Genomic DNA, 22472 nt, shown 5'->3' on the forward strand with positions numbered 1-22472 from the left:
AGGTTGCGCAGCCTCTGGGAACGCAGCACGCAAGTAAAATTTATACCAGTAGCGCGTTTAAATTTATATAACAGTTTTATTTTCAACTGACTATATAGAGTAGAGCATCACTATTTTATAAAGTACCAGCGAGTATAAAGTACAAGTGAATAAAGCATAAGCTGTTACCCAATCATTCATCGTTATCAGCGGCATCGCTGCCAGCTCGTTAATACTACGTTGAGACCCATCTAAAAGTGTGAGTAAATTACCCATGTGGAATAATAACCTACAGACCCTTCTAGTCGGTACAATAATGGCGACGGCTCTGTCATTGAGCGGCTGTGATAGCAACAAAAACGATCCCGAAACCTCAGATGCGGCCACCGATAGCAGTGCGCAGACCGTCACTGAACCGCAAACCCAAGACAATGCGGCCTCAGACTCAGACCTCGACGGCGCGGTGGCTGAGCAGGGCACGCCTGTCAAATACGATGTCTCGGCATGGAGCAATGAAAAAGTAGAGCCTCTAAAGGTCACCGAGCTGGACGGCATCAAAACCACATTTGGCAAGGTGCTCAGTACAGACGAAAACAGTCTCGACTATGCCAGCAATCCAGCATCCAAATATCGTTTTATGAAGACCGACGCGCCGTATCTAGATATTATCGACTCCGAAAAATATCTCGAGCTTGGCTGGTACTATGCCAACCCCACCGACTCAGATACAGAAAAAGAGCACAGTCAAAACCATGCCAAAAAAGCCTACAAGCTGGCACGGCAACTGATGGGCGACGATGGCGGTAAAGTCATCGCCGATATGCTGGCGGGCCAAGTCGTCAAAAACAAAGTCATCGGTGGTCAAAAAGTCGAGTTGGCCAAGTGTGAGTTTTATAGCTGTATGCTGATCATCAATAAATCAGCCGCCCAAACAGATGACGGCTAAGCGATTCAATGCCGACATCTGATATAGCACTACCACTTGCTAACGCTGCCTCCCTACCGAGCAGTGCTTGGCACTGTCTACAATTGGCCGGCCAGCACCTAGAGGCGCTAGACTTAGATGCTGCAAAACAACAATCAGCGGCATCTGCAGTCGCCCTAGACAATCGCGGACTGGCATACGCTGATGGTTTTTTTACCACCATGGGCGTCGTCGATGGGCAGATACTGTGGCAGCAGCAGCATCGACAGCGACTGCTTAGCCATGCAAAAGCACTGCAGCTGGATATAGACTGCCCAGCACTCATGAGCCAACTGTCCGTCTATGGCAAACAGCTGCAACAAGGCATGCTAAAGCTGATCGTCACGCGTAGTACGCAGGCGGTACGCGGCTATGGCTATGCGTCTGATGCAGCTGGTCGCGCCTGTGATGTCTGGCTAAAAGTGGCCGCTATGCCTGTCAAGACAGCAGAGCAAATCACGCTACCTGATGGACGCAGGATGCCTAGGCAGCCTAATTGTGCCGCCGTTTGTCTATCGGCGAAGGTTGCTAGCCTACCGCCGCCATTGGCAGGACTCAAAAGCCTCAATCGCTTGGACAATGTCCTCGCGAGCGGTGAGCTGCAACGGTATAAGACGCAGTGGCTAAATGCTCAGCCGGTGCCAAACCCTCCACAGCCAGAGATCGCCGAAGGTCTGCTACGCGATATGAGCGGACACTGGGTGGAGGGCACGATGAGCAATGTGTTTTATCAACTAGCAGAGTCGCCGCCACCTGTGTCAACCAGCAGCGATAACGACCAAACTCAGGCCAATTATCTGACCACTGGCCAATGGTATACGCCGTCGATGGCGCAGTCGGGTGTCGCTGGGGTCATGCGACAGGTAATCATCGATGCGCTTGCGAATACAGAACGACCAGTAGTCATGCGTTCATTACATGATGAGGATTTGCCACAGATAACGCGGCTATTCTTTTGTAATGCGCTGCGCGGAGTAATGCCGATGAGCTCGCTTACTTTGCTATCAGGTGAGGTGGTTGAGTTCAATTAGTCGCTTACTTCACATCAAAAATATTAAATTTGGTATCGATCAAATCATCATAATTTAACTCAACATCTTCATTTCTATACTTTTCTTGCGCTTGCATAATCGCTGAAGAATCGTCTTCAGCCTTTATGTCTATAATAGCGCTCATCGTTTCAACTATTTCTATTTGATAAGTTTTTAAGCCTGTGTCATTTTTCATAATCATTCTCACTGTTGCTAGGATTGGTGCTGCTGATCCTAGCAAAAAGACTTTAGAGAAGTGATCGTCTTTTGTTAACTAGACTTGTGCATTGAAGCCAATCGATCAATGCTAGTGTCTTTAACAGAGGATAATTGAAAATGGACTACGTCTACGAAGATGAACGTATACCTTTACAAATCCGTCGACTATTAATTTTCGATGAAATTTGCAAACTAGCAAAAAAACAGCCTGATGAAATTATTCACTTAATGAGATTTACTGAATTATGTCTCGGTGTCATGTATTTAAAAGACTTTAAAAAGTTTATTGCATTTGGCGGTGTGTTTGAATATGCAGAAACGCGTGAAGAAGTTATCGAGCAACGTATTAGTGTTTTTCCTAACGACGAACCAGTAACACGTGCGCTGACCGTCAATTTAAAGCAGTTTACCAAACCTGCACGCACGCCTATCCAGCTGGTCTGGTATTGGAACAGCTATGTTAAAAACAGGATGCACGCTTATGTTGATTATCGTGAAGACGTGTTTTTTCGGATTAATGATGAAATTGACTCAGACTATCCACCGCATAAGTTTCATGACCGTCTCGTTGCAACGGCACGCCTACCTTTATGGGATGATAGAGAAGAGTTAATTGCAGACGTATATCGTGATAATAAGGGGCAACCAAGGCCTGAACGCTTCAATGAGAAACGTTTAATATAATTTAAATGACATAGAAGTTGATTGTACTTTATTAAATATAGTCTATCCATTTTAAAAAGAGTACGGTTCTACTGGGGTAAATTGTACGAAGCATCTGTCACGCTTGCGAACAGCCAGCGAGGAAAATTTATACCAGTAGAACATGATGACCGTACCACTTTTATTTTGGATTAACTATACTGTTTAACAGGAGATACAAATGCGTACTGCTTATGAAGAAAAACGTATTCCACTGCAAATCCGCCGATTGATGCTATTTAATGAAATATGTCGTAAAGCAAAAAAATATCCTGATGAAATCGTTCAATTGGCGGGTTATTCGAAAATAGCATTCACTGTTACTTATTCTAAGAAAGATAAAAAATACACAGCGTTTGGTGGGGTGTTTAAGTATGCGCATACCCGTCAAGAGGTGATAGAAAAAGGTCTAGATAAGCTACCTCACGATGAATTAGTCATGTGTGCACTTACAGTAAAAAGACAAGCTTTTACTAAGGCTTCTCGTACGCCATTAGGGCTATTAATAGAATGGAACAAGCATGTGAAAAACAAGCCTTTCAAATGTATTAAAGACAATATAGACACTTTTTTTAAAGTAAACGATGAGTTGGAAACCGATTATCCTCCACACAGATTCTATGAACGGTTGGTTGCAAGCGCCTATTTACCACTTTGGGGTGATAACCAAGCTTAGCTTAATTTTCGATACTGACCACGGCCCACAAACTCAATAATGCCTTTATCTCGTAGCACTTGTAGTTGCTGGCGAATTTTATCTTTCACATGGTTGTTGTCAGGATGCTTGAGTTGTAATTCATCAGCAAAAGCATAAACTTGTTGCAGGCTAAATTTATCACCCAATCTATCAATACACTGCCAAACATCTAGCGTCCAACCTCGTGAAGTGATGGATTGCTGACGTAAAAACAACGTCTTTTGAAACTGCTGCGTGACACTGTCGCGCGGTATCACTTGCTGGTCTTTGACCAAAAACACCTTTCCCGTTTCTGGTACTCGGCGCAGGTCAATATTGCAGCCGACCCAACCTGCACGTCTGGCAGAGGCTGCCAATGGTTTGCGTTTTATAATGATATCGGGCTTAAAAAACTGCTTAGGGATAATCAAAAAATTATTAACGCGATACTCTTGGGAGTAGGTCAAAAAGAAGAAGCTTGGATTGTCGTCGCTATTGATACGCGCAAGCATGGTGGCATAAGCGCCATCATTGATAATATTGCTTAATTTTGATTGTTTGCTTTTTAGCTCGTATTGCTCGGCACAAGCTGCACAATAAAAATCAGCCACAGGTTTATTATTGCTAAACTCAGCTAATGGTTGAATGCCGCAGTTGGGGCAGTAACCGTTGTCTTTTACCCATGCCTCACTAAGCACACGAATAATCTGTGGTTTGGAGTTGTAGTTTTCGGCCAGACTTTGATTAAAATATAAGTTCATGATGCGTTTTTGTGCCCAGTAAGTAGGTGTAAGCGCTGCAGTAAAAGTAACAAGCTAAACAAATCCCATTGAAAATCACACGGTTCAGTGCTAAATTCTAGCAAACTTCTGCCCTGCGAGTTGTCATGAGCACACCAACCCCTGAGTCGCCGCCCGAACGTCCCAATGATACACCAGAAAACCAGCAAGACCATGCAGCATCGTCCAATGCTGACAAGCCGCGTACGGATGACACGCCTGTAGAGCCGTCAGTCACCAACGTAGCAGACACCCCTGCGACAGATGTATCGCTCATCAGCGGCGAGGGCAAACCGCGCACTTACAAAGTCGACAATCCGTCGTTTTTTATGCAGCGGGGCTATCAGGTGCTACTGGTGCTGGGGCTGATCGCCGCGTTTTTTTTGGTGATGGTTTATCAGACGCTGTTTGGCCGTATCGAGCAGCCAGCGCAGATGGTGACGATTGAGCAGGGTCAGACTTACTATGGGTTGTTGCCGCAGTGGCAACAGCAGATTCCGCTGTTTTCTGCCAGTGTGGCCAAGCTCTATATCAAATCGCAAGTCGATGCGCCGCTGCACGCTGGTATCTATCAGCTGCCTGAAAATCCAACCATCGCTGAGGCACTACAGATACTAGAGCAAGGCGCAAAAGCTGCCATGGTCAAGATACAGATCATCGAAGGCAAGACCGCAAGCGACCTTTATCAGACTTTACGTGACAACCCAGGCATCAAAAAAGAAGTATTGCTAGATAGTGACGACAGCACCCCTCCCGCGAGTAATGCCAGCATCGCTCAGGGGCTCGACTTGGTCGGTATCTTGCCAGAGGCGATAATCAATAGCAACGACCCCATCGTCAATCACAATCTTGAGGGCTGGTTTGCGCCAGACACTTACTATTATGGGGAAGGCTCAACCGATAAGCAGGTACTAACAGATCTGTATAAGCGTCAGCAGCAAGCGTTGTTTGATGCGTGGGAAAGCCGTGCGCCGAACCTGCCGTATCAGACGCCTTATCAGGCACTGGTCATGGCCTCTATTATCGAAAAAGAAACCAGCATCGCTGATGAGCGTCCGTTGGTGTCGGCAGTGTTTAAAAACCGTTTGGATAAGGGCATGCGCCTGCAAACAGACCCAACCATCATCTATGGTATGGGCAACCGTTATGATGGTAATATTCGCCGTAAAGACATCGATGAAAAAACGTCATATAACACCTATCAAATCGATGGGTTGCCGCCAACGCCCATTGCCCTGCCATCGGCCGCTTCTATCGAGGCGACCTTGCATCCGGCAGATAGCGAGGCGCTATATTTTGTGGCAACAGGCAATGGCGGGCACAAATTTACCAATAGCTTGGCTGAGCACAATCAAGCGGTAAGAGATTACCTAAGCGTCATGCGCGAAAAGAAAGCACAAACACCGCCGCAGTAATACCCGTTAGCGATAATTTCCGTTACGTGATGCTCTTTTTGAAACCACACCCCTATTTATCAAGCGCTATGTCACCTCATAGCGCTTAATCATGACACAAGGTCATCTCATGTCTGTATCTATACCTGCCAATGCCGATACCAATCTGGCGCAAGACACTACTGATAGTCAGATAATACAAGGTCGCTTTATCAGTTTTGAAGGCACTGAGGGCGTGGGTAAAACCACAGCAATCGAGCAACTATGCACACGTTTAGATAGTCGTGGTATCGACTATCTGCGTACCCGCGAGCCTGGTGGCAGCCCATTTGCTGAGCATCTGCGCCAGATACTCCTAGACCCTGCGACCGACATAAATGACGACACTGAGCTACTGTTGATGTTTGCTGCGCGCTGCGATCATATGCAGCAAGTGATTTTGCCCGCGCTACAAGCTGGCAGGTGGGTGATATGTGATCGTTTTACCGACTCAACCGTGGCTTATCAAGGGTTTGGCCGCGCCCATGGTGATGAGGCAGTGCGCACGAAGATTGATATGCTGATTGCCCAGTTTGTACCGCAGTTGCCTGAGCTGACGTTGTGGTTAGATTTACCAGTCGCTGAGGGGATGCGGCGTGCTGGCAAGCGCAGCGCTGCCGATCGCTTTGAGCAGCAAGCGGATGCGTTTTTTACGCGGGTGTATGAGGGGTTTGACACGCTTGCGCGCCAGTATCCTGAGCGCATACAGCGCATCGAGGCGTCGGGCAGCGCCGAGGAGGTTGGTGCGCGCATCTGGCAGGCGGTACAAGAGAGGCTGGAGCTAATATAAAAGCGGCGGCGTATAAAAAACCCCCAACGTCGGTTGGGGGTTTCTCTATGGTTACTTGTCTGGTGATGCGTCAGTTATGGTTCAGTTATGCGTCAGAGTCCTTGCGGCTGTCCGTGTCGGTTGCAGTATCTTGACCGGCATCAGGGAAGCGATTGGGATCCAGCGAGCCTTTTTTGGTCTTAGGCGCATGACCATTGCCATTGGTATTGCTGCTATTAGCTGCCTTGGTTTTGGCGGCTGTAGCGGAGCTGGCAGTATCAGCATTGTCGTTTTGTACTTGAGCCGCTGAGCTGTCTGGCGTCGCGGTATCCAACGTCGCGGCGGCGTTTGCGGCTGTATCCAAGCTGCTGCTTGCGTCCTTTGGCATGTGCGTCGGTGCATTTTTTTCAGTATTTTGCTCGGCAGTTGTATCGCCAGCGACTTTGTCTGCGCCCGTTACGCTCACAGGCTCGGTAGCGTCAGTACTTTCTTCGTTCAGCTCTTTTTCTTTGCGTTTTTCAGGCGCTTTGGAGCTGGATTCAAAGTTGGCATCCGCCGCCATACGCGCTTGCTCTTGCTTTGGCGTTACATCGACTGGCTTTGGTTGCACCTCATCGTCCACTACCAAGGAGATAAGCTTGCGATCGCGCGGCACCGTCCCATCAAACTTGTCGGTGATGACGTGGAGCTTGCCTTCTTTGTCGACGGTATAGAGCGGCACAAATTGTTTGTTATCGGCCTTATACTGCTCAAAACTATAGCTGTCAGTGATGTTGGTGATTTTGATACGTGCCTTTTTGGACAGCATACTGGCAAGCTTGGTATAGGTGACGTCTTTGCCAAACAGCCATTGTGAATGGAAGTTTGACTGCTTATCGTCGCGCTCGCTTTTGACTTTTTCGTCACTAAACTTAAGACGATACAGCTTACGCTCACCAAACTCGTGACGATAATGTATCTCAGATAAGGTGTTCATCTCCTTATCCATACTCATGGCAAACAGACGGCCGATACCGATCAAATCCAGATGATGGTCGGCGTGGTCTGAGATGGGGTTGCCAAAGTAAGTACGTAGGCCACTCATGCGGGCGCGAGCAATATTGGTGTAGTTGTTGTGAGCGACGATGACATCAAAGCCTTGGTCTTTGAGTGAGGTGGCGATAAGAAGCGCGACAGGGTTTGAGCCGACCACCAATATGCCATTGGTTTCAGGCTCACGCACGCCCAGCAAGTTGCCGACCATTTTGGCACCCAAACCTTGGATCAAGACCGTACCGATGATGACCATAAACACCAGTGGCACTAGCAGCTCGACGCCTTGGATATCATACTCTTGTAAGCGGATAGCAAACAAAGATGAGATAGCAGCAGCGACGATACCACGCGGCCCAATCCAGCTGATCATCAGCTTTTCATTGGTCTTAAGGTTTGAGCCGATGGCCGATGCCCAGACAGACAAAGGACGTGCCACAAACATGACGATAGCCAGCAGCACCAATCCTGCAAACCCAACACTTAGCAAGCTTGCCAGCTCAACACGGGCGGCAAGGATGATAAAGAGCACAGAGATGAGCAAGATGGTTAAGGATTCATTAAACTCCAAAATCGTCTCGCGCGGGAATTTGGGCCAGTTGGCCAGCGCCACGCCCAATACCGTCACCGTCAATAGACCAGACTCGTGCTCTAAATGGTTCGATACCGAAAACAGCACCAACACAAAGGCTAGGGTAAAGACATTGCGCAAAAATTCAGGAATCATATGACGACGCATGAGGAATGCAAGCAGCCAAGCGCCTGCCATCCCAAGCGCTGTCGCTAGTACCACAATTTTGGCAAACAATAAGATACTGCTGGCTTCGCCGCCTGAGATGATGTACTCATAGACCAATACCACCGCGATAGCACCGATCGGGTCGATGATGATGCCTTCCCATTTGAGGATATTGGAGATGGTCTTATTGGGGCGTACACTACGCAGTAGCGGCATGATGACTGTCGGGCCTGTCACACAGACCAAGGCCCCGAATAGCAGGGCAATCAGTGGATCGACATCAAATAATAAATACGTCGATAACGCCACGATAGCAATGGTGATCAGTACGCCGACCGAGACCAGCATTTGTACGACGGTGCCGTGTTGCTTGATTTCATCAAACTCTAGCGTCAGCGAGCCTTCAAATAGAATAATCGCCACCCCCAAAGATATGAAGGGGAACATCAGCTCACCGAGCACCAAATCAGGGTCAAAAATACCCAAAACCGGCCCGACGATGATACCTATCAATAATAAAAATAAAATGGACGGTTGCTTTAAATACCAAGCCAGCCATTGGGCGGCGATGCCAATCCCAACCACGCCAGATAGTAATAGGGCGGTATCCATACATTAATCCTTTTGTAATCTTGTCATATGTTATATCTATCCATTGCTTGGGCGACCGCGCTGCCTGCTATCGGCAGTGTGTATCGATGTCGCAAACGGTCGCAAGCCTTTTAGTAGCAAGGCCATCAGCAGATAGCCATCATGCATCCAAACATGAGCCAGATGTGATATATACTATAAAGTAATAAAGACAAAAGCATGCCCAGATAAAAATACCAAATCCAACAGTCAATCCGTGTCATCAAACCTACGCCAATCATGGTACTCGGTTGGCGGGTTCATATGACCCGTATGGCCTACTTGGTAGCTGATAGGCGGTTTTGAGTTATTGACAAGGTTGAGATAAGGTATAAACGCCTCTAGTCATGCAAAAGATGGAAAATAAGGGCGATACTAATACGAGCCAAATTGATAAACGCAAGGTCAATCCAATCGGTTTTTTAATTGACTTTTGTTTGTTTATAAAGTTATTTGGCTTGCTATCATAACATGATTTTATTTCGTCACTGCTAGTTGCCGTGTGACTGACTATTGCGTGATAACCGGCCGTATTTGGCAGCGTTAGCGCCGCCGCAGATCATGATGTAGCGCTAAAAGATACTGGTCTTATGCAGATAATACAGGCCAGCGCTTTGATTTATCATACAGTAGCTGCCTTTTTGTCGCCATCTTTGTCGTACCGATGGCCTGTCGCTACTATAAAGATAATGATATAAAGATATTGATACAAAGATACTGACGGCCAATGGTATTGCAGCAAAAAAACCAGTAACCTATTGCATAACAAAAAGGGATTGAAATCAGGGACAACAGTACGGATAAAACGATAAGACATGGCCATGGCCACTTTTGCATCACGCGGCTGTGCTGCTACATTGTTTGTCTCGTCCTGTCCGAATAGGTTTTATTGCGTGCTATCAGGTGTCATACAGACTGTGCAAAACGTATTCCAGCAGCACTTACCTAACTGTACATAGCATCGTCTTTGAGATGCAGAACGGCCACTGACAATAATAATGATCACTCATATGGAGGACACGATGCCTATCAATATGTCTACAGCGCCAGCCAAACCTCGTATGCGCCATTGGCTACATCGCAGCACTTTAGCGCTTGCCATGAGCACAGCGATGCTGGCAGGGGTATATACCACGGCGATACCAAGCGCACACGCTGCCGTCACCACGGCGGATTTTTCGGATTTGGTACAGCAGGTCACCCCAGCGGTGGCGCGTGTCAATGTCACCAAAACCGTCAGTGAGGCGGAGCTTGCTAAGGCCCAAACGGCAGAGCTGCTCAGGCAGTTTTTTGGCGATCGTCTGCGTATTCCGGATCAAGCCGCGACCCCAGCGATTGAGCATGCCTACGGCACCGCGTTTTTTGTCACTACAAATGGCTATATGTTGACCAACCATCATGTGGTCGAAGGCGCGGACAAAATCACCGTCACGCTTAACGATAGGACAGAGCTGGATGCCACCTTGGTCGGTAGCGATGAGCGCTCGGATGTGGCGGTACTAAAGGTCAGTGGTAAGCAGTTTCCCGCGTTACCGATCGGTGATTCAAATGGTTTAAAAGTTGGGGAGCCTGTACTGGCGATTGGCTCGCCCTTTGGTTTTGATTATTCGGCCTCGGCTGGTATCGTCAGCGCCAAATCGCGCAATTTTTCACGCGATACCAGTGTGCCGTTTATTCAAACCGACGTGGCACTCAACCCAGGAAACTCAGGTGGCCCACTGTTTAACCAGCGAGGCGAAGTCATCGGTATCAACTCGCGTATCTTTAGTGGTACAGGTGGCTATATGGGGCTGTCGTTTTCTATCCCGATTGATGCGGCGATGGATATCTACGAGCAGCTAAAAACCAATGGTGAAGTCGCCCGTGCTTATCTTGGTATCTATCCACAAGATATCGATCGCAACTTGGCAGAAGCGTATAACTTGGCGCGTCCGCAAGGGGCGTTGCTGACTCGCGTGTCACCAGATTCGCCCGCTCAAAAGGCAGGGCTAAAATCTGGCGATATTATTTTGCAGTATAATGATGTGCAAATCATGCGCGCCTCGGATTTGTTGAATTTACTCAACCGTGCCAAGCCCAACGACGCATTTCATGTGCAGATTCAGCGCGATGGTAAACGGATGCTCGCGCGTGGCACGCTGGCCTATGCGCCCAATGATGTTCGAGCACAAAGCGGCGATCAGCAAGACAATGATATACAGCTTGGGCTGCGCTTACGTGACTTGACCGCCGATGAGCAAGCAGAGCTGGCAGTTGACAACAAAACCGGCATCTTAGTCACCACAGTCGACCCCACAGGGCTGGCGGCGCGCTCAGGCATCATGGCAGGCGATGTGATTACCAATTTTCACCAAAAGCCGATTAAAAAAGTCACTGATTTCTCCAGTGCCATCTCAACGCTACCCAAAAAAGGCGTGGTGACCATTGAGGTCATTCGTCAAGGTATCCCGGGTATCATTGGTCTGCGTATCGAGTAGCCTTGTGTCATACAGGAGTCGTCACGCAATACGAGCATCTGACTAGAGGGAACTGGATAAATAGGGCAATGATTGACATAGGCTGTCAGTATAATGAGGCAGCCAGCAGAATGATGAGTGGGTCGATCAACCCTATGCTTCAGTCCTATGGTTCATTAGAGACGTCTCGGCAATGATCATCAGTACGACACGCAAGATATGTCAAGTGAATACATGGGTTTACAATTGTGCTTGTCTATCATAGAGCTCGGCCTCTATAATGGCTGGTTTTTTATCCAACTCGCCACATATCGTTTGGGCGATGCTGGCTGGTCGCACATTTGGCTGTGGCAGGCGCTGTCTAATCGCTAGGGTTTGCCAGCTATTGTTTTATGATCTGCGTCTTTTCAGCCCTATTTTGTCAGCCCAGCCCAGTTTATAAGGCGTTGCAGCCCCTGCGAGATAAGCATTGACTGATAAGCAATGATGGCTAAGTGCTGCTCAAAAGCCACTGCTCGATTGTTTCACCTTGATCCATAACCGCTAGGTAATTATGACTGACCACGCATTTTATACGCTAAGTATCTCTATAGCAGCCGCATTGCTTGCGTATATTCTACTATGGTCAGGATTACAGACGTTCAATGCCAATCCGACCAGACGGTTTTTGCGTATCTGGGGCAAGCTCATACTGTATTATGCCGCATATACTATGCCCTTTTGGGCGCTGCTTCTGCTGACAGGCTGGATGGAAGGTCTATTTGCCCTAGCGTGGCCGGTGCTGCTCATCGCGGTGGCAGCCATGCTGCTCTATTTTTATACCGTTATCATACAGCCCAATTGTTTGCGCCTTGAGCACCATACTGTCGATTTGGATTTGTCGGCACCACTGACGGTGGCTGTATTGGCAGACCTACGCATTGGGCTATATAGTGGCAAGCCGCGCCATATTCGTAAGCTGGTTGCGACCATCAATGACTTGGCAGTGGATGCGGTTTTGATTACCGGTGATTGGCTGTATTATCCTAGCGCCGATTTGGTCGGGCAGTTGATGCTGTTTAAAGGGGTCAACAAACCGGTCTATACAGTGATGAGTACCTCAGACTTGCGTTATCAGTCGCTCAACACCACCAAGCAAGGCCAGCCATTATTAGAAGACACTTTGGCCTGCGCATTTGATGTGCTTGATATCAGCTACATTGGTCAGCAGTGTACCTCGTTGCCGCTCAGATGCGCCGCCGTGCCGCCATCTGCCAGTCGTTTTGATAATACAAAGGATACCCAGCGCTTAGCGGCGCACGCATCAGATGCGCCTGTAGCCGTGCTGTGTGGTTGGCAAGATGTCCCTGTACAATGTGGCGAAATCAATGAGAAAAACAGCGCGGACAAAGCCAAGCTTGGGACAAAAATCACCCACGCGCGTCAGCCGGTGATTATTTTGGCCTCACGGTTTGATAGTATCAGCGATTTGCCAAAATCGCCACAACCACGGCCGTTATTGATCACAGGGGCAGCAAAAGCCACACAAAAAAACATATGGCAGGCGCAAAAGCAACAAGACATCCAGCGCAGTGGCCACAAAGGTATGCTTGGCAATAGTCGTATGGGTAAGCAGCGCGGTTTATACCAGCATGCCAGTGCCCAGATATTTGTCAGTAGCGGTATTGGCACGCGCGGTCTGCCGTTTCGCTTGTATCGGCCCACTATCGATGTGTTGACGATTCGTTAATATTTTGTAAAACACTTATCAGCGCTGCTGCATTGCGCTACACTAATCCATCATTAATAAGCCACCAAACGGTGACTCATTAATGACGGGTAGCACTTTTGATGCAGGTCATGGGTGAGCGGCGGTGAGCATTTTATTGATTGGCAACGTAGATGTAATCTCAATTGACTGATAGCGGTCAAATCAAAATATGCTACACTAACAGGCGTTTTTTATGATTATGTGTTAATGATTCTGTTTTAGAATCAGACAGACGCATTTATATCGCAAGTGCTTGGTGTACACCAGCATTTCCACAGTACGACAGTACGTAAGATAAAACATCGCACGTAATACCATGAGCGTCTATTTTTGCCTATATAACGATAGGTAGAGTAGAGGCGCACACTGGCATTTGCAAACGACCTATCATGTGACAGCTTTGATAAAAGCTAGGATAATACAGTAAGGCACGGTTATGAGCACAGCATACGACGAGATTAAAACCCGACTACAAGGCTCAATGGTAGCCTTGGTAACGCCCATGCACCCTGACGGCACGGTCGATTATAAACGTCTGGCAGACCTCATAGATTGGCAGATTGAGCAAGGCACGCATTGTCTGGTGGCCGTTGGTACTACCGGCGAGTCAGCAACGCTATCGATGCAAGAGCATAGCGATGTGATTCGTTATTTTGTGCAGCATGTCAAAGGTCGCGTACCGGTGATTGCGGGCACAGGCGCCAACAACACCATGGAAGCCATCAAGCTGACCCAAGATGCTGCCGACGCTGGTGCAGATTGCGCCTTGCTCGTTGCGCCTTATTATAATAAGCCGCCGCAAGAAGGGTTGTTTCAGCATTACAAGACCATCGCCGAGGCGGTCAACATTCCGCAGATGCTCTATAACGTGCCAGGACGCACCGTCGTCGATATCGCCCAAGAGACCGTCGAGCGCTTATGTGATATCGACAATATCGTCGCTATCAAAGACGCCACAGGCTCAGTGGGCCGCGGTGAGCAGCTGATCAAAGCTGTAGGTGATAAAATGGTGGTGCTATCTGGTGATGATGGCACCGCGCTTGATTTGATGAAAGTCGGCGGTAAGGGCAATATCTCCGTGACGGCCAACGTCGCACCAAAAGCCATGAGTGAGACCTTTACCGCTGGTCTGCGTGGCGACTTTGCCGCTGCTGACAAAGCTCATGATGTGGTCAAGCATCTGCATCGTGATCTGTTTATTGAGTCAAGCCCGATTCCTGCCAAATATGCCCTGCACAAAATGGGTATGATCGACAAAGGGATTCGCTTGCCGTTGGTATGGCTGGCACAAAAGCATCATGCCACTATCGATGAAGCTTTGGTGCGTGCCAACTTACTATAGTAGTATCGAGCAATAATTGCTAACTCAGAGAGATAACATGATGAAAACATCATCGACGATCACAAAGATAATCCCTGCGCTGCTAACCGTCGTTTTGGGCAGCACCTTCGTATTGAGCGGTTGCCAAAGTATCAAAAACGTACTTGGCAAACGCGACAATGGTAGTTTGGAGTACCAACAAAGCAAAAAACTGGCACCGATTGAGTTGCCAGCGAATAAAGAGCCTGCACCTTTTGTCCCTTTATATCCTACGCCTAACGCTGGTACAAACACCCTAACACTAAAAAATGACTCAGGCAGTCAGTATCAACTGCCAAAGCCTCAGCGTACGGTTAGCACGCCTTCAAACTAATTTTATTTCTTTACTTATACCGCTGAGTTTTTGCCTTGCCGATTGTATATGATCGACTGAGCCAAACCAAAGCGGTAGCTGCGCGTTTTTACCACATAAGCTTGAACGAACAGGAACTCCCATAATGCAAAAGCAACAACTGCTGTACAAAGGTAAGGCCAAATCTGTATATGAAACAGAAGACAACGATCTTCTGATTTTGCACTTCCGTGATGATACCTCAGCGCTGGATGGTAAGCGTATCGAGCAATTAGCACGCAAGGGCGTCGTCAATAACCGCTTTAATGCGTTTATCATGCAAAAGCTGGCAGACGCGGGTATCGAAACCCACTTTGAAAAGCAGCTGTCAGAAGATGAAGTGTTGGTCAAGCGTCTGGATATGATTCCGGTAGAGTGCGTGGTGCGTAACTTTGCCGCTGGCAGTTTGGTACGCCGTTTGGGCTTAGAAGAAGGGCAAGCACTGACGCCGCCTACTTATGAGCTGTTTTATAAAGACGATGCGCTGGGTGATCCTATGGTAAATGAGTCACTGGCCGTGTCTCTTGGTTGGGCGACCAAAGAGCAGTTGGCAAAAATGCAAGAGCTGACCTATCAGGTCAATGACGTACTAAAAGCGCTGTTTGCCGCTGGTGATTTGATCTTGGTCGATTTCAAACTTGAGTTTGGCGTATTCCATGACCGTATCGTCTTGGGTGATGAGTTCTCACCTGATGGTTGCCGTATCTGGGATAAAACCACCAAGAAAAAACTGGACAAAGACCGTTTCCGTCAGTCATTGGGTGATGTGATCGAAGCATACGAAGAAGTGGCCAACCGCATTGGCGTCCCATTAAGCTAAGCGATTTTTTTAGACCGTTATAAAAGACTGAGCCGTGTGCTCAGTTTTTTTTATGCAAAAAATTACGGAACTGGTAAAAAAGACGCACGGTACAAGCACGGTATTCTACTTATAATACCTTTGAATGTGTCACGTAGGTCGATAGTCATGTCTCACAAGCGGTCTCCCGAAACAAACAGCAAGGCACTAGAGCCGATTTGGTTTACGCGTCCCACCTGTGTGGTCGCCGCTGATTTGATAGGTAAGGTACTGTGCAGGCGGCTGATAGATAGCGACGGCATAGAAAAAATCCTACGTATGCGCATCTCGGAGACCGAAGGCTATATTGGAGCAGCAGACCCAGCCTGCCACGCTCATGCTGGCACGCGCACCTCACGTACCAAGATTATGTATGAGCCAGGTGGCGTGTTTTATGTTTATCTGACTTATGGCGTCCATCACATGCTCAACTTAGTCAGCGGCGTTGCCCAGTCGCCCGAGTCTGTGCTGATACGTGCAGGGTTTTTGACCGGCGACAGTGACTGTCTCACAGACGAGCAGCAATGGCATCCCCGTAAGCAGCGGACAGCTCCCAAACAGTTTGCAGGCCCAGGTAAGCTCACCAAACGCTTGCACATTGATCGTGATTTATATGGCAAGCCTATTGCCCCTGTATCTGACGTTTGGGTCGAAGACGATGGCTGTCAGCCGCCAGTGTCATTGCGCCCGCGTATCGGCATCGACTATGCAGGCGACGCCAAGGACTGGCTACTACGCTATATATGGACTGATCATCCATCGTTATCTAAAAAATAGTAAGTTTATAGCTATAGTAATTTTTTTAAATAAGCTCGAAGGAAGTGTTTTATGTATAAATTAACCGTTTTTATCCCTGATGAGGCGCTCGAGGCGGTAAAATCAGCGCTGTTTGCCGCGGGCGGCGGTAAGATTGGCAATTATGAAGCGTGCTGCTGGCAAGTGCAAGGTACAGGGCAGTTTAAGCCTTTGGCAGGTAGTCATCCGCATATCGGTGCGCAGGATAGACTAGAAAAAGTAACCGAGTGGCGCGTCGAGATGGTGGTGGCAAAAGAAAATATCGAGCAAGTCATTAGTGCGTTAAAGCAGGCGCATCCTTATGAGACGCCTGCTTATGATGTCATCGAAGTACTTGACTGGTAAGAGATGAGGCAGGATAGCGAATAGTGGCGTAATTAGTGGTTCAATCTTCTTTTATTCTAATCACCTGATAGCTTGGGTAATCAAGCTCGATCTTATAGTCTTCGCCGCCGCGTCTGGCTTTTACCTTTATTTTGTGGTCGCCTTTCTTGTATTTTACATCTTTGACACGGTACCCCAAGCTGCTGACTTTATTGGCAGCGCGCTGCTCGATTGCTGGCTGATACAGCTCTTTATCGATATTTTTCAGCGTTTTTTTGTGCTTCTTATACAGCTTGGTGTCTTTATAAACGTCTTCATATAGATCGCCATATGCATTGTAGCCAGGCGCGGTGACGCAGCCAGTCGTCAGTGCCAAGGCAGCAACCATAGCAGTCACTGCAGCGGGCTTTACAAAAGTAGTGATGTGCATAAAAACCTCTTATGGGGTCAAAATGTGATGAGTCGGTTTATAAAAAATGGCCAAACAAACCAAGGGCTGGCTTATTTGACCAGAGGCATCAAGACCACAACGATGCCAAAACTTAATAAAAAGTCGCGCGCATAACGCACGGACAAACAAGAATCATCAATGAGACGTGCACTACCTTATTAAAATCAATCTTTTTCTATTTTGATGACGTTTAGGTTGGGATAGCCAAGCAATATTTCGTACTCTTGGGAGCCGCGTTTTGCCTCAATCTCAAACACTCCACGATTATTTTTTTCTTCCAGCTCAATGTCTTTGACGCGGTAACCCATGGCGCCAACCTTTCTGATCGCCCGTTGTTTGATGGCAGGGTAGCGTGACTCTTGTTTGATACGATCCTCGACGTCATCACCTTTATAGTGCTTATTGTACTTACCATGATTCTTATGTTTATCGTTCTTATGATAATCTTTGTCGTCCCAAATATTGGACCAAGATTTTTTGTTTGAGCTGATCAAGCGCAGATCAGGATAGCTATATTTTAGCTCATATGCTTGGTTATTCTTTTTGGCATAAGCAATGAGCGCACGGCGGCCTCGATGACTGTCCGCTCTAATATCCATTACTTGATAGCCTTTACGGCGCAAGTTATTGCGTAGCTGCTGACTGACGCGCTTATAACTGACACGGTCATAATCACCATCTCCGCCGTAGATGGGATAATCATAACCGTATCCAGGCGCAGCGACCGTGCAACCGACGGTAGAGGCACTCAGTAATGCGATAGCAAGACCAGAGGTGACCGCCGCTGATAAAGACGAAGGTTTTAACATTTTCACAATGTCTTCTCCTATAGGGGATATTTCTTCTTTTTGAAATATTTGCTTACATAACCATAGTAGGACGCTAATCTCATTGCCGCGTGTCTTGGCTGTTAATAAGTTGTAAACTTTGCAAATATTTGCGTAAGCAGCGGCAACTTTGGGTGACTAAGGTGCAGGATGCAGAGAAGTTCATCGTTGATCTATTTTTATTGCCGTATGATTTTTTCAAGCAGGCGGTTGCTTTTATAAAATAAAATGGATAATTATCAATAGCTTAGTCGGATAAAAATGAGTGCAGAAGTACTTATGTAAGTATATGCTTACACGCAATGACGCTTACGCCACTTAACATCACATTATAGATTGGGCATTATAGTTACACAGCATTAGGGAATGTGACTCAAGGATTGAGTTGACCGCATTAAGGATAATGATTCAGTGATCAGCATCAGGATGATAATGAGAACTGAAGTAAGGACACATTTTCTGTGCTGACAACAGCAGTGATTGCTGTTAGTCGTAGAAAGAGGGCAGGATGCCCAGTATCACACTATGTTGAATAGCGTGCAAGGATGCACATGACGCAACCGTGATAGGTAACATGGATGGTTAACAATAAAACCGCATAACAATTCATTGCTATGCGGTTTTATTGTATCTGCTCGTTCTATACAAAAAAAGACCGCATACTCTCATGCGGTCTTTTTTATTCTCTACTATTTATCATTTACTTAACAGCAAGTACTCAAAAGCAAGTAATTAAGCTGGTCACTGTGAGTGAGTAGAGAAGACTAGCTCAGTAAGTACAATTAGTAGTTACTGTTAGTAATTATTGTGGCGACGCCATTCGTCTACTTCGCGCTCTGCATGGTCCTTGGCATGGCCATAACGCTCTTGTACACGGCCTACTAGCTTGTCGCGGCTGCCTTCGATATGAGTGAGGTCATCATCGGTGAGCTCTGCCCATTTTTGTTTAACCGCACCTTTCATTTGGTTCCATTCACCTTTTAACGTATGTTCATTCATTATTATATTCCTTCTATTATGATCGAATTTATTGTTGAGACGGAGTCTAAAAGCTAAGTTTTATCTAAAGAATAAGCTTTTAGATACTAAGCTTTAGAGTATTAAGTGATAAGACATGCGTTCCATCTGTCTTTTTATACCGTATCACTCAGTGGCTGCTGATTGTTACCAACACTTAACTTGCATTGGCAATCAAGCGTGAGCCAACTGGTGATATCTAATATAGGCGCTCACAATAGCCTTGTCTGTATAGGCAGTGTTTAGAGTGTTGCACCATTATAGAGATCTACGTGCCTGTGTTAGGAGTGGCATCTTTGTGTAATAAAAGGCAGGTTTTTCAACAAAGTACCGTAAAGACGATATCGCAAAAATGGAAATGGATAAAAATTTATTAGCAAGATTAGGGACTAAATATTAGGCACTAAACATAATCAATCCGAAATAAAGCTGGTATGCAAGATGCTATGTGCTACAGGGCGTCACGTGCTACGAGTATTTAGCGTCACGGGCTACGGGTATCTATTTTACGAGAATGCTCGGCAGCTTTTATGCAGTAGTCACACCGACAAAGTCAAAATCGACGGATGGAGTTTTGCCCTGTATTAACAGACTAATAGCTTTTGCCGAACCACAAGCGTGGGTCCAGCCAAGTGTGCCATGCCCCGTGTTTAGCCATAAATTATCAAAACTCGCTGTTGTATTATGACTACCGTGACGGACATGGCCTCTGTGCGCGCGGCCTATCAGCGGTACGTTTGATGGGGTCATCGGCCGCAGCCCTGTCCAGTATTGTACAGAGCTTGCAATGATGCCTTTTGGAAATAGCTGCTGCACACGGCGAGTGATGGCCGCGCAGCGAGTGGGGTTTAGATCCAGATTGTAGCCGTTGAATTCGGCGGTGCCCGCGACCCGTAGCTTGTCACCGAGGCGCGATGCCACCAGTTTAAACTCATCATCGATTAGGCTGACAAATGGCGCTAGATGCGGGGCGCGAGGATTGACTTGATAAGTGGCTGAGTAGCCTTTGGCGGGGAAGATAGGCAGCTGTACATCAAGCGGTTTCATCAGGGCGACGCTATGGCTACCAAGCGCCAGCACATAGCTATCGGCGCTAAAGCTCTGGGCGTTTTCGTCTTTGGGCCGAAGGGTGACGCTATGCACGTGCGGCTGCGACGTTTGGGTATCAAGATTGATGGCGAGGACATCAGTATCATACAAAAACTGTACGCCAGCTTTAAGGCAGAGCGCAGCCAAGCGCTGAGTAAATAGATGGGCGTTGCCCGACTCATCACGGCTGGTATAGGTTGCGCCTGTGAGCTTATGAGCGATGGGGTAGAGTGCAGGCTCTAAGCTGACTGCAGTACGAATATCGATGATATGGCGCTCACAGCCAAGCGCTTGCATACGCTCGGTCGGAGCAATGGCTGCCTCAAACTCTGCTTGGTCGGTATAAAAATGCATGATGCCGCGCGTTTGCTGCTCATACTCGATACCGATATCCGCGCGTAGCTGCTGCAAAGCCTCTCGTGAAAACAGCCCCAATCGGACCATCTGTACCAGATTGGCATCCGCTCTGTCCGCGCGGCACTCTTGCAAAAACTGCAGCGCCCATCTGAGCTGCGCCTTGTCCGCTCGCAGGCGATACAGCAGCGGTGCGTCTTCTTTACCTAGCCACTTTAGTGCTTTTTTTGGGGTTGCAGGATTGGCCCAAGGGGTGGCGTGCGAGACCGATATCTGCCCGCCATTGGCAAACGAGGTCCGCATTCCTGCTGCTGATTCACGCTCGATGACGGTCACATCATAGCCTGCTTGGCGAAGATACCATGCGGTGGTCACACCCACCACGCCTGCCCCGAGTACCGCGATATGTGTCATAGATTGCTCTGCTGCGTTTTTAAAAAAAGTGCTGTTACGGCTGCGAGATGTTTTGTGCTATGGCTGGCGGGCCACATCCGCTTGCAATGCTGGTGGCAATGCCAACACTGTCAGCTCGCTGTCGGCTAAATGTTCTGGACGGGCAACGACTAACGCCTCAAAGCCATTATTGCTAGCAATGGCGTTGACCACCTGAATCTTACCGAGTTTGTCGCCGGCTGCTGGCATCTCGCCTGTGCCACTGACGTAGTGCAAAAACGCCTTTGGCGCTGATTTAAAATAAATACGGGCGATGACTTCTTGACCCAAGTAGCAGCCTTTATCGTAGTCCATTCCGCCGCGCTGATGCAGGCGTAGCTCTTGCGGCTGAAACTGCCCTTGTGTCGCCGCGACGATCCAGTAGTTGCCAGTGGCGATACTTTGCTGCGCCCACGCATTGGCCTCTTCTATCGTATGGTGCTCGTCTTTGTGACTAAAAGTCGGCTCATCAGCGAGCACACAAGGATAGATGGCGGCTGGAGCGCTGGTCTCAAACTTCGAAAATGCGCCGTACTTTTTAAGATGGGCTTGTAAGCTGTCAGCACAGTCAGCGCTGATGACGATATCAAAGTGATTTTCGGCTTGTTTTTTGATCCAAATGCCAAACTCGATGCGGCCCTTTAGGTTGCTAATGGCAGCAGCTTGATAGCTGAGTCCGAGTTTGGTGACGTCAATGGTCAGCTGGCTTTGCAAGAATTTTTCGGCATCCTCGCCTTGGAGCGTCAATTGAGAAAACTGCAGTAGAGTCGGTATATCGGTAGATTGAGTCATTGTTATTATCCTTTTTTGAGCGCTGATTAGCAGGGTTTGCGCATAGTAGGTAAGGGCTGGTATCAGACTCCTTTGACCAATTACGCGCCTATAAAAACCAGATGAGATTAAGAAGAGTACCACAAAAAGCACTGCCGTAAAAAACAACAGTGCCTCGCCAATGGTTACGGTATAAGTTGGGTAGAGTGACCATTTTTCAACCGTACAAATTGGTTAAAGATGGCGAGTTACGGTACAATGTTAGCTCTACAATACACCTAAATATTGCTGGCTGCCGAGGAAACGATGAGCTTACCAAATTGTCCAAAATGTGATGCTGAATATACGTATGAAGATGGTGCGTTGCTGGTATGTCCCATGTGTGCCCATGAGTGGACAGCCGCGGAAACTGACGCTGCAGAAGCCGAGGCTCAAGGCGCTGTCATTCGCGATGCCGTCGGCAACGAGCTACAAGATGGCGACGCGGTGACCGTCATCAAAGATTTAAAAGTTAAAGGCTCCTCACTCATCATCAAGGTAGGCACCAAGGCCAAAAGCATTCGTTTGCTACCAGATGCGAGCGATGGTCATGATATCGACTGTAAGCTCGATGGCTATGGGCCGATGAAGCTAAAATCCTCGGTGGTAAAAAAGGCATAAAACGCCTGCAAGCCAACAGACTAAAGATGGCTTACGTCACCAT

General features: G+C 47.7%; 23 protein-coding genes. 15 read left to right on the plus strand and 8 right to left on the minus strand.

All coding sequences use genetic code 11. The features are described 5' to 3' along the window. Positions 1–253: 253 nt before the first annotated feature. Together J3491_RS08770 and J3491_RS08775 are read left to right on the plus strand one after the other, a co-directional pair. A complete protein-coding gene (locus tag J3491_RS08770) occupies positions 254–925 on the plus strand; it encodes a hypothetical protein (RefSeq protein ID WP_207969892.1) in 672 nt (223 codons plus the stop codon). Positions 926–933: 8 nt separating this feature from the next. Continuing rightward, the gene (locus J3491_RS08775) at positions 934–1974 is read left to right on the plus strand and encodes an aminotransferase class IV (protein ID WP_207969893.1); all 1041 of its coding nucleotides are present in this window, start codon (positions 934–936) and stop codon (positions 1972–1974) included. Positions 1975–1978: 4 nt separating this feature from the next. On the opposite strand, the gene J3491_RS08780 is transcribed toward J3491_RS08775, so the two are convergent. Beyond that, positions 1979–2170, minus strand: a complete 192-nt coding sequence (locus tag J3491_RS08780; RefSeq protein WP_207969894.1) for a DpnD/PcfM family protein — start codon at positions 2168–2170, stop codon at positions 1979–1981. 140 nt (positions 2171–2310) lie between these two features. On the opposite strand from J3491_RS08780, the gene J3491_RS08785 reads away from it, so the two are divergent. Beyond that, positions 2311–2877 (plus strand): hypothetical protein, encoded by a 567-nt coding sequence (locus tag J3491_RS08785; RefSeq protein WP_207969895.1) that lies wholly within the window; start codon positions 2311–2313, stop codon positions 2875–2877. 199 nt (positions 2878–3076) lie between these two features. Continuing rightward, positions 3077–3571: a hypothetical protein gene (locus tag J3491_RS08790; protein WP_192995778.1), complete on the plus strand. Its 495-nt coding sequence runs from the start codon at positions 3077–3079 to the stop codon at positions 3569–3571. Here the strand turns inward: J3491_RS08790 and J3491_RS08795 are convergent. Next, complete coding sequence (locus J3491_RS08795) at positions 3568–4332, minus strand: DpnI domain-containing protein (protein WP_207969896.1); 765 nt, start codon at positions 4330–4332, stop codon at positions 3568–3570. The genes J3491_RS08790 and J3491_RS08795 overlap by 4 nt on opposite strands. Positions 4333–4457: 125 nt before the next feature. On the opposite strand from J3491_RS08795, the gene mltG reads away from it, so the two are divergent. Beyond that, positions 4458–5765, plus strand: coding sequence for an endolytic transglycosylase MltG (mltG, locus tag J3491_RS08800; protein ID WP_207969897.1), 1308 nt, complete (start codon positions 4458–4460; stop codon positions 5763–5765). 175 nt (positions 5766–5940) lie between these two features. Beyond that, positions 5941–6573 carry a dTMP kinase gene (gene tmk / locus J3491_RS08805; RefSeq protein WP_341534386.1) on the plus strand — a complete coding sequence of 211 codons (633 nt, stop codon included), beginning with the start codon at positions 5941–5943 and terminating at the stop codon, positions 6571–6573. Between the two features lie 85 nt (positions 6574–6658). Here tmk and J3491_RS08810 read toward each other — a convergent pair whose 3' ends face one another. Further along, on the minus strand, positions 6659–8935 hold the full coding sequence (locus tag J3491_RS08810; protein WP_207969899.1) for a cation:proton antiporter: 2277 nt from the start codon (positions 8933–8935) through the stop codon (positions 6659–6661). A gap of 1079 nt (positions 8936–10014) precedes the next feature. Here J3491_RS08810 and J3491_RS08815 point away from each other — a divergent pair. The 8 genes from J3491_RS08815 (at position 10015) to J3491_RS08850 (ending at position 16849) form a co-directional block, all read left to right on the plus strand. After that, a complete protein-coding gene (locus J3491_RS08815) occupies positions 10015–11430 on the plus strand; it encodes a Do family serine endopeptidase (protein WP_075102244.1) in 1416 nt (471 codons plus the stop codon). 198 nt (positions 11431–11628) lie between these two features. Then, entirely contained in the window at positions 11629–11781 is a 153-nt protein-coding gene (locus J3491_RS08820) for a hypothetical protein (protein WP_207969900.1), read from the plus strand. Between the two features lie 181 nt (positions 11782–11962). Beyond that, positions 11963–13138: a metallophosphoesterase family protein gene (locus J3491_RS08825; RefSeq protein WP_207969901.1), complete on the plus strand. Its 1176-nt coding sequence runs from the start codon at positions 11963–11965 to the stop codon at positions 13136–13138. Positions 13139–13595: 457 nt separating this feature from the next. Beyond that, positions 13596–14501, plus strand: a complete 906-nt coding sequence (gene dapA, locus J3491_RS08830; RefSeq protein WP_075102200.1) for a 4-hydroxy-tetrahydrodipicolinate synthase — start codon at positions 13596–13598, stop codon at positions 14499–14501. Between the two features lie 37 nt (positions 14502–14538). After that, positions 14539–14853 carry a hypothetical protein gene (locus J3491_RS08835; protein WP_227679979.1) on the plus strand — a complete coding sequence of 105 codons (315 nt, stop codon included), beginning with the start codon at positions 14539–14541 and terminating at the stop codon, positions 14851–14853. 124 nt (positions 14854–14977) lie between these two features. Continuing rightward, on the plus strand, positions 14978–15691 hold the full coding sequence (gene purC / locus J3491_RS08840) for a phosphoribosylaminoimidazolesuccinocarboxamide synthase (RefSeq protein WP_075102201.1): 714 nt from the start codon (positions 14978–14980) through the stop codon (positions 15689–15691). A gap of 147 nt (positions 15692–15838) precedes the next feature. Beyond that, a complete protein-coding gene (locus J3491_RS08845; protein WP_207969902.1) occupies positions 15839–16486 on the plus strand; it encodes a DNA-3-methyladenine glycosylase in 648 nt (215 codons plus the stop codon). 51 nt (positions 16487–16537) lie between these two features. After that, positions 16538–16849, plus strand: a complete 312-nt coding sequence (locus J3491_RS08850; protein ID WP_075102203.1) for a YqfO family protein — start codon at positions 16538–16540, stop codon at positions 16847–16849. Positions 16850–16889: 40 nt separating this feature from the next. Here the strand turns inward: J3491_RS08850 and J3491_RS08855 are convergent, their stop codons facing one another. The 5 genes from J3491_RS08855 to ygfZ all read right to left on the minus strand — a co-directional run bounded on the left by J3491_RS08855 (position 16890) and on the right by ygfZ (position 21790). Further along, positions 16890–17258 carry a hypothetical protein gene (locus tag J3491_RS08855; RefSeq protein ID WP_207969904.1) on the minus strand — a complete coding sequence of 123 codons (369 nt, stop codon included), beginning with the start codon at positions 17256–17258 and terminating at the stop codon, positions 16890–16892. 185 nt (positions 17259–17443) lie between these two features. After that, entirely contained in the window at positions 17444–18088 is a 645-nt protein-coding gene (locus J3491_RS08860) for a hypothetical protein (RefSeq protein WP_243456278.1), read from the minus strand. An 813-nt stretch (positions 18089–18901) separates the two neighbouring features. Next, entirely contained in the window at positions 18902–19105 is a 204-nt protein-coding gene (locus J3491_RS08865) for a CsbD family protein (RefSeq protein ID WP_075102206.1), read from the minus strand. 546 nt (positions 19106–19651) lie between these two features. Next, entirely contained in the window at positions 19652–20980 is a 1329-nt protein-coding gene (locus J3491_RS08870; RefSeq protein ID WP_207969908.1) for a D-amino acid dehydrogenase, read from the minus strand. 57 nt (positions 20981–21037) lie between these two features. Further along, positions 21038–21790: a CAF17-like 4Fe-4S cluster assembly/insertion protein YgfZ gene (gene ygfZ, locus J3491_RS08875; protein ID WP_207969909.1), complete on the minus strand. Its 753-nt coding sequence runs from the start codon at positions 21788–21790 to the stop codon at positions 21038–21040. Positions 21791–22075: 285 nt separating this feature from the next. Here ygfZ and J3491_RS08880 point away from each other — a divergent pair, with 285 nt between their 5' ends. Further along, positions 22076–22429 (plus strand): zinc ribbon domain-containing protein YjdM, encoded by a 354-nt coding sequence (locus J3491_RS08880; RefSeq protein WP_075102209.1) that lies wholly within the window; start codon positions 22076–22078, stop codon positions 22427–22429. The last annotated feature ends 43 nt before the right edge of the window (positions 22430–22472 follow it).

The sequence above is a fragment of the Psychrobacter halodurans genome (assembly GCF_017498075.1).
In the GTDB taxonomy this organism is placed as follows: Bacteria; Pseudomonadota; Gammaproteobacteria; order Pseudomonadales; family Moraxellaceae; genus Psychrobacter; species Psychrobacter celer.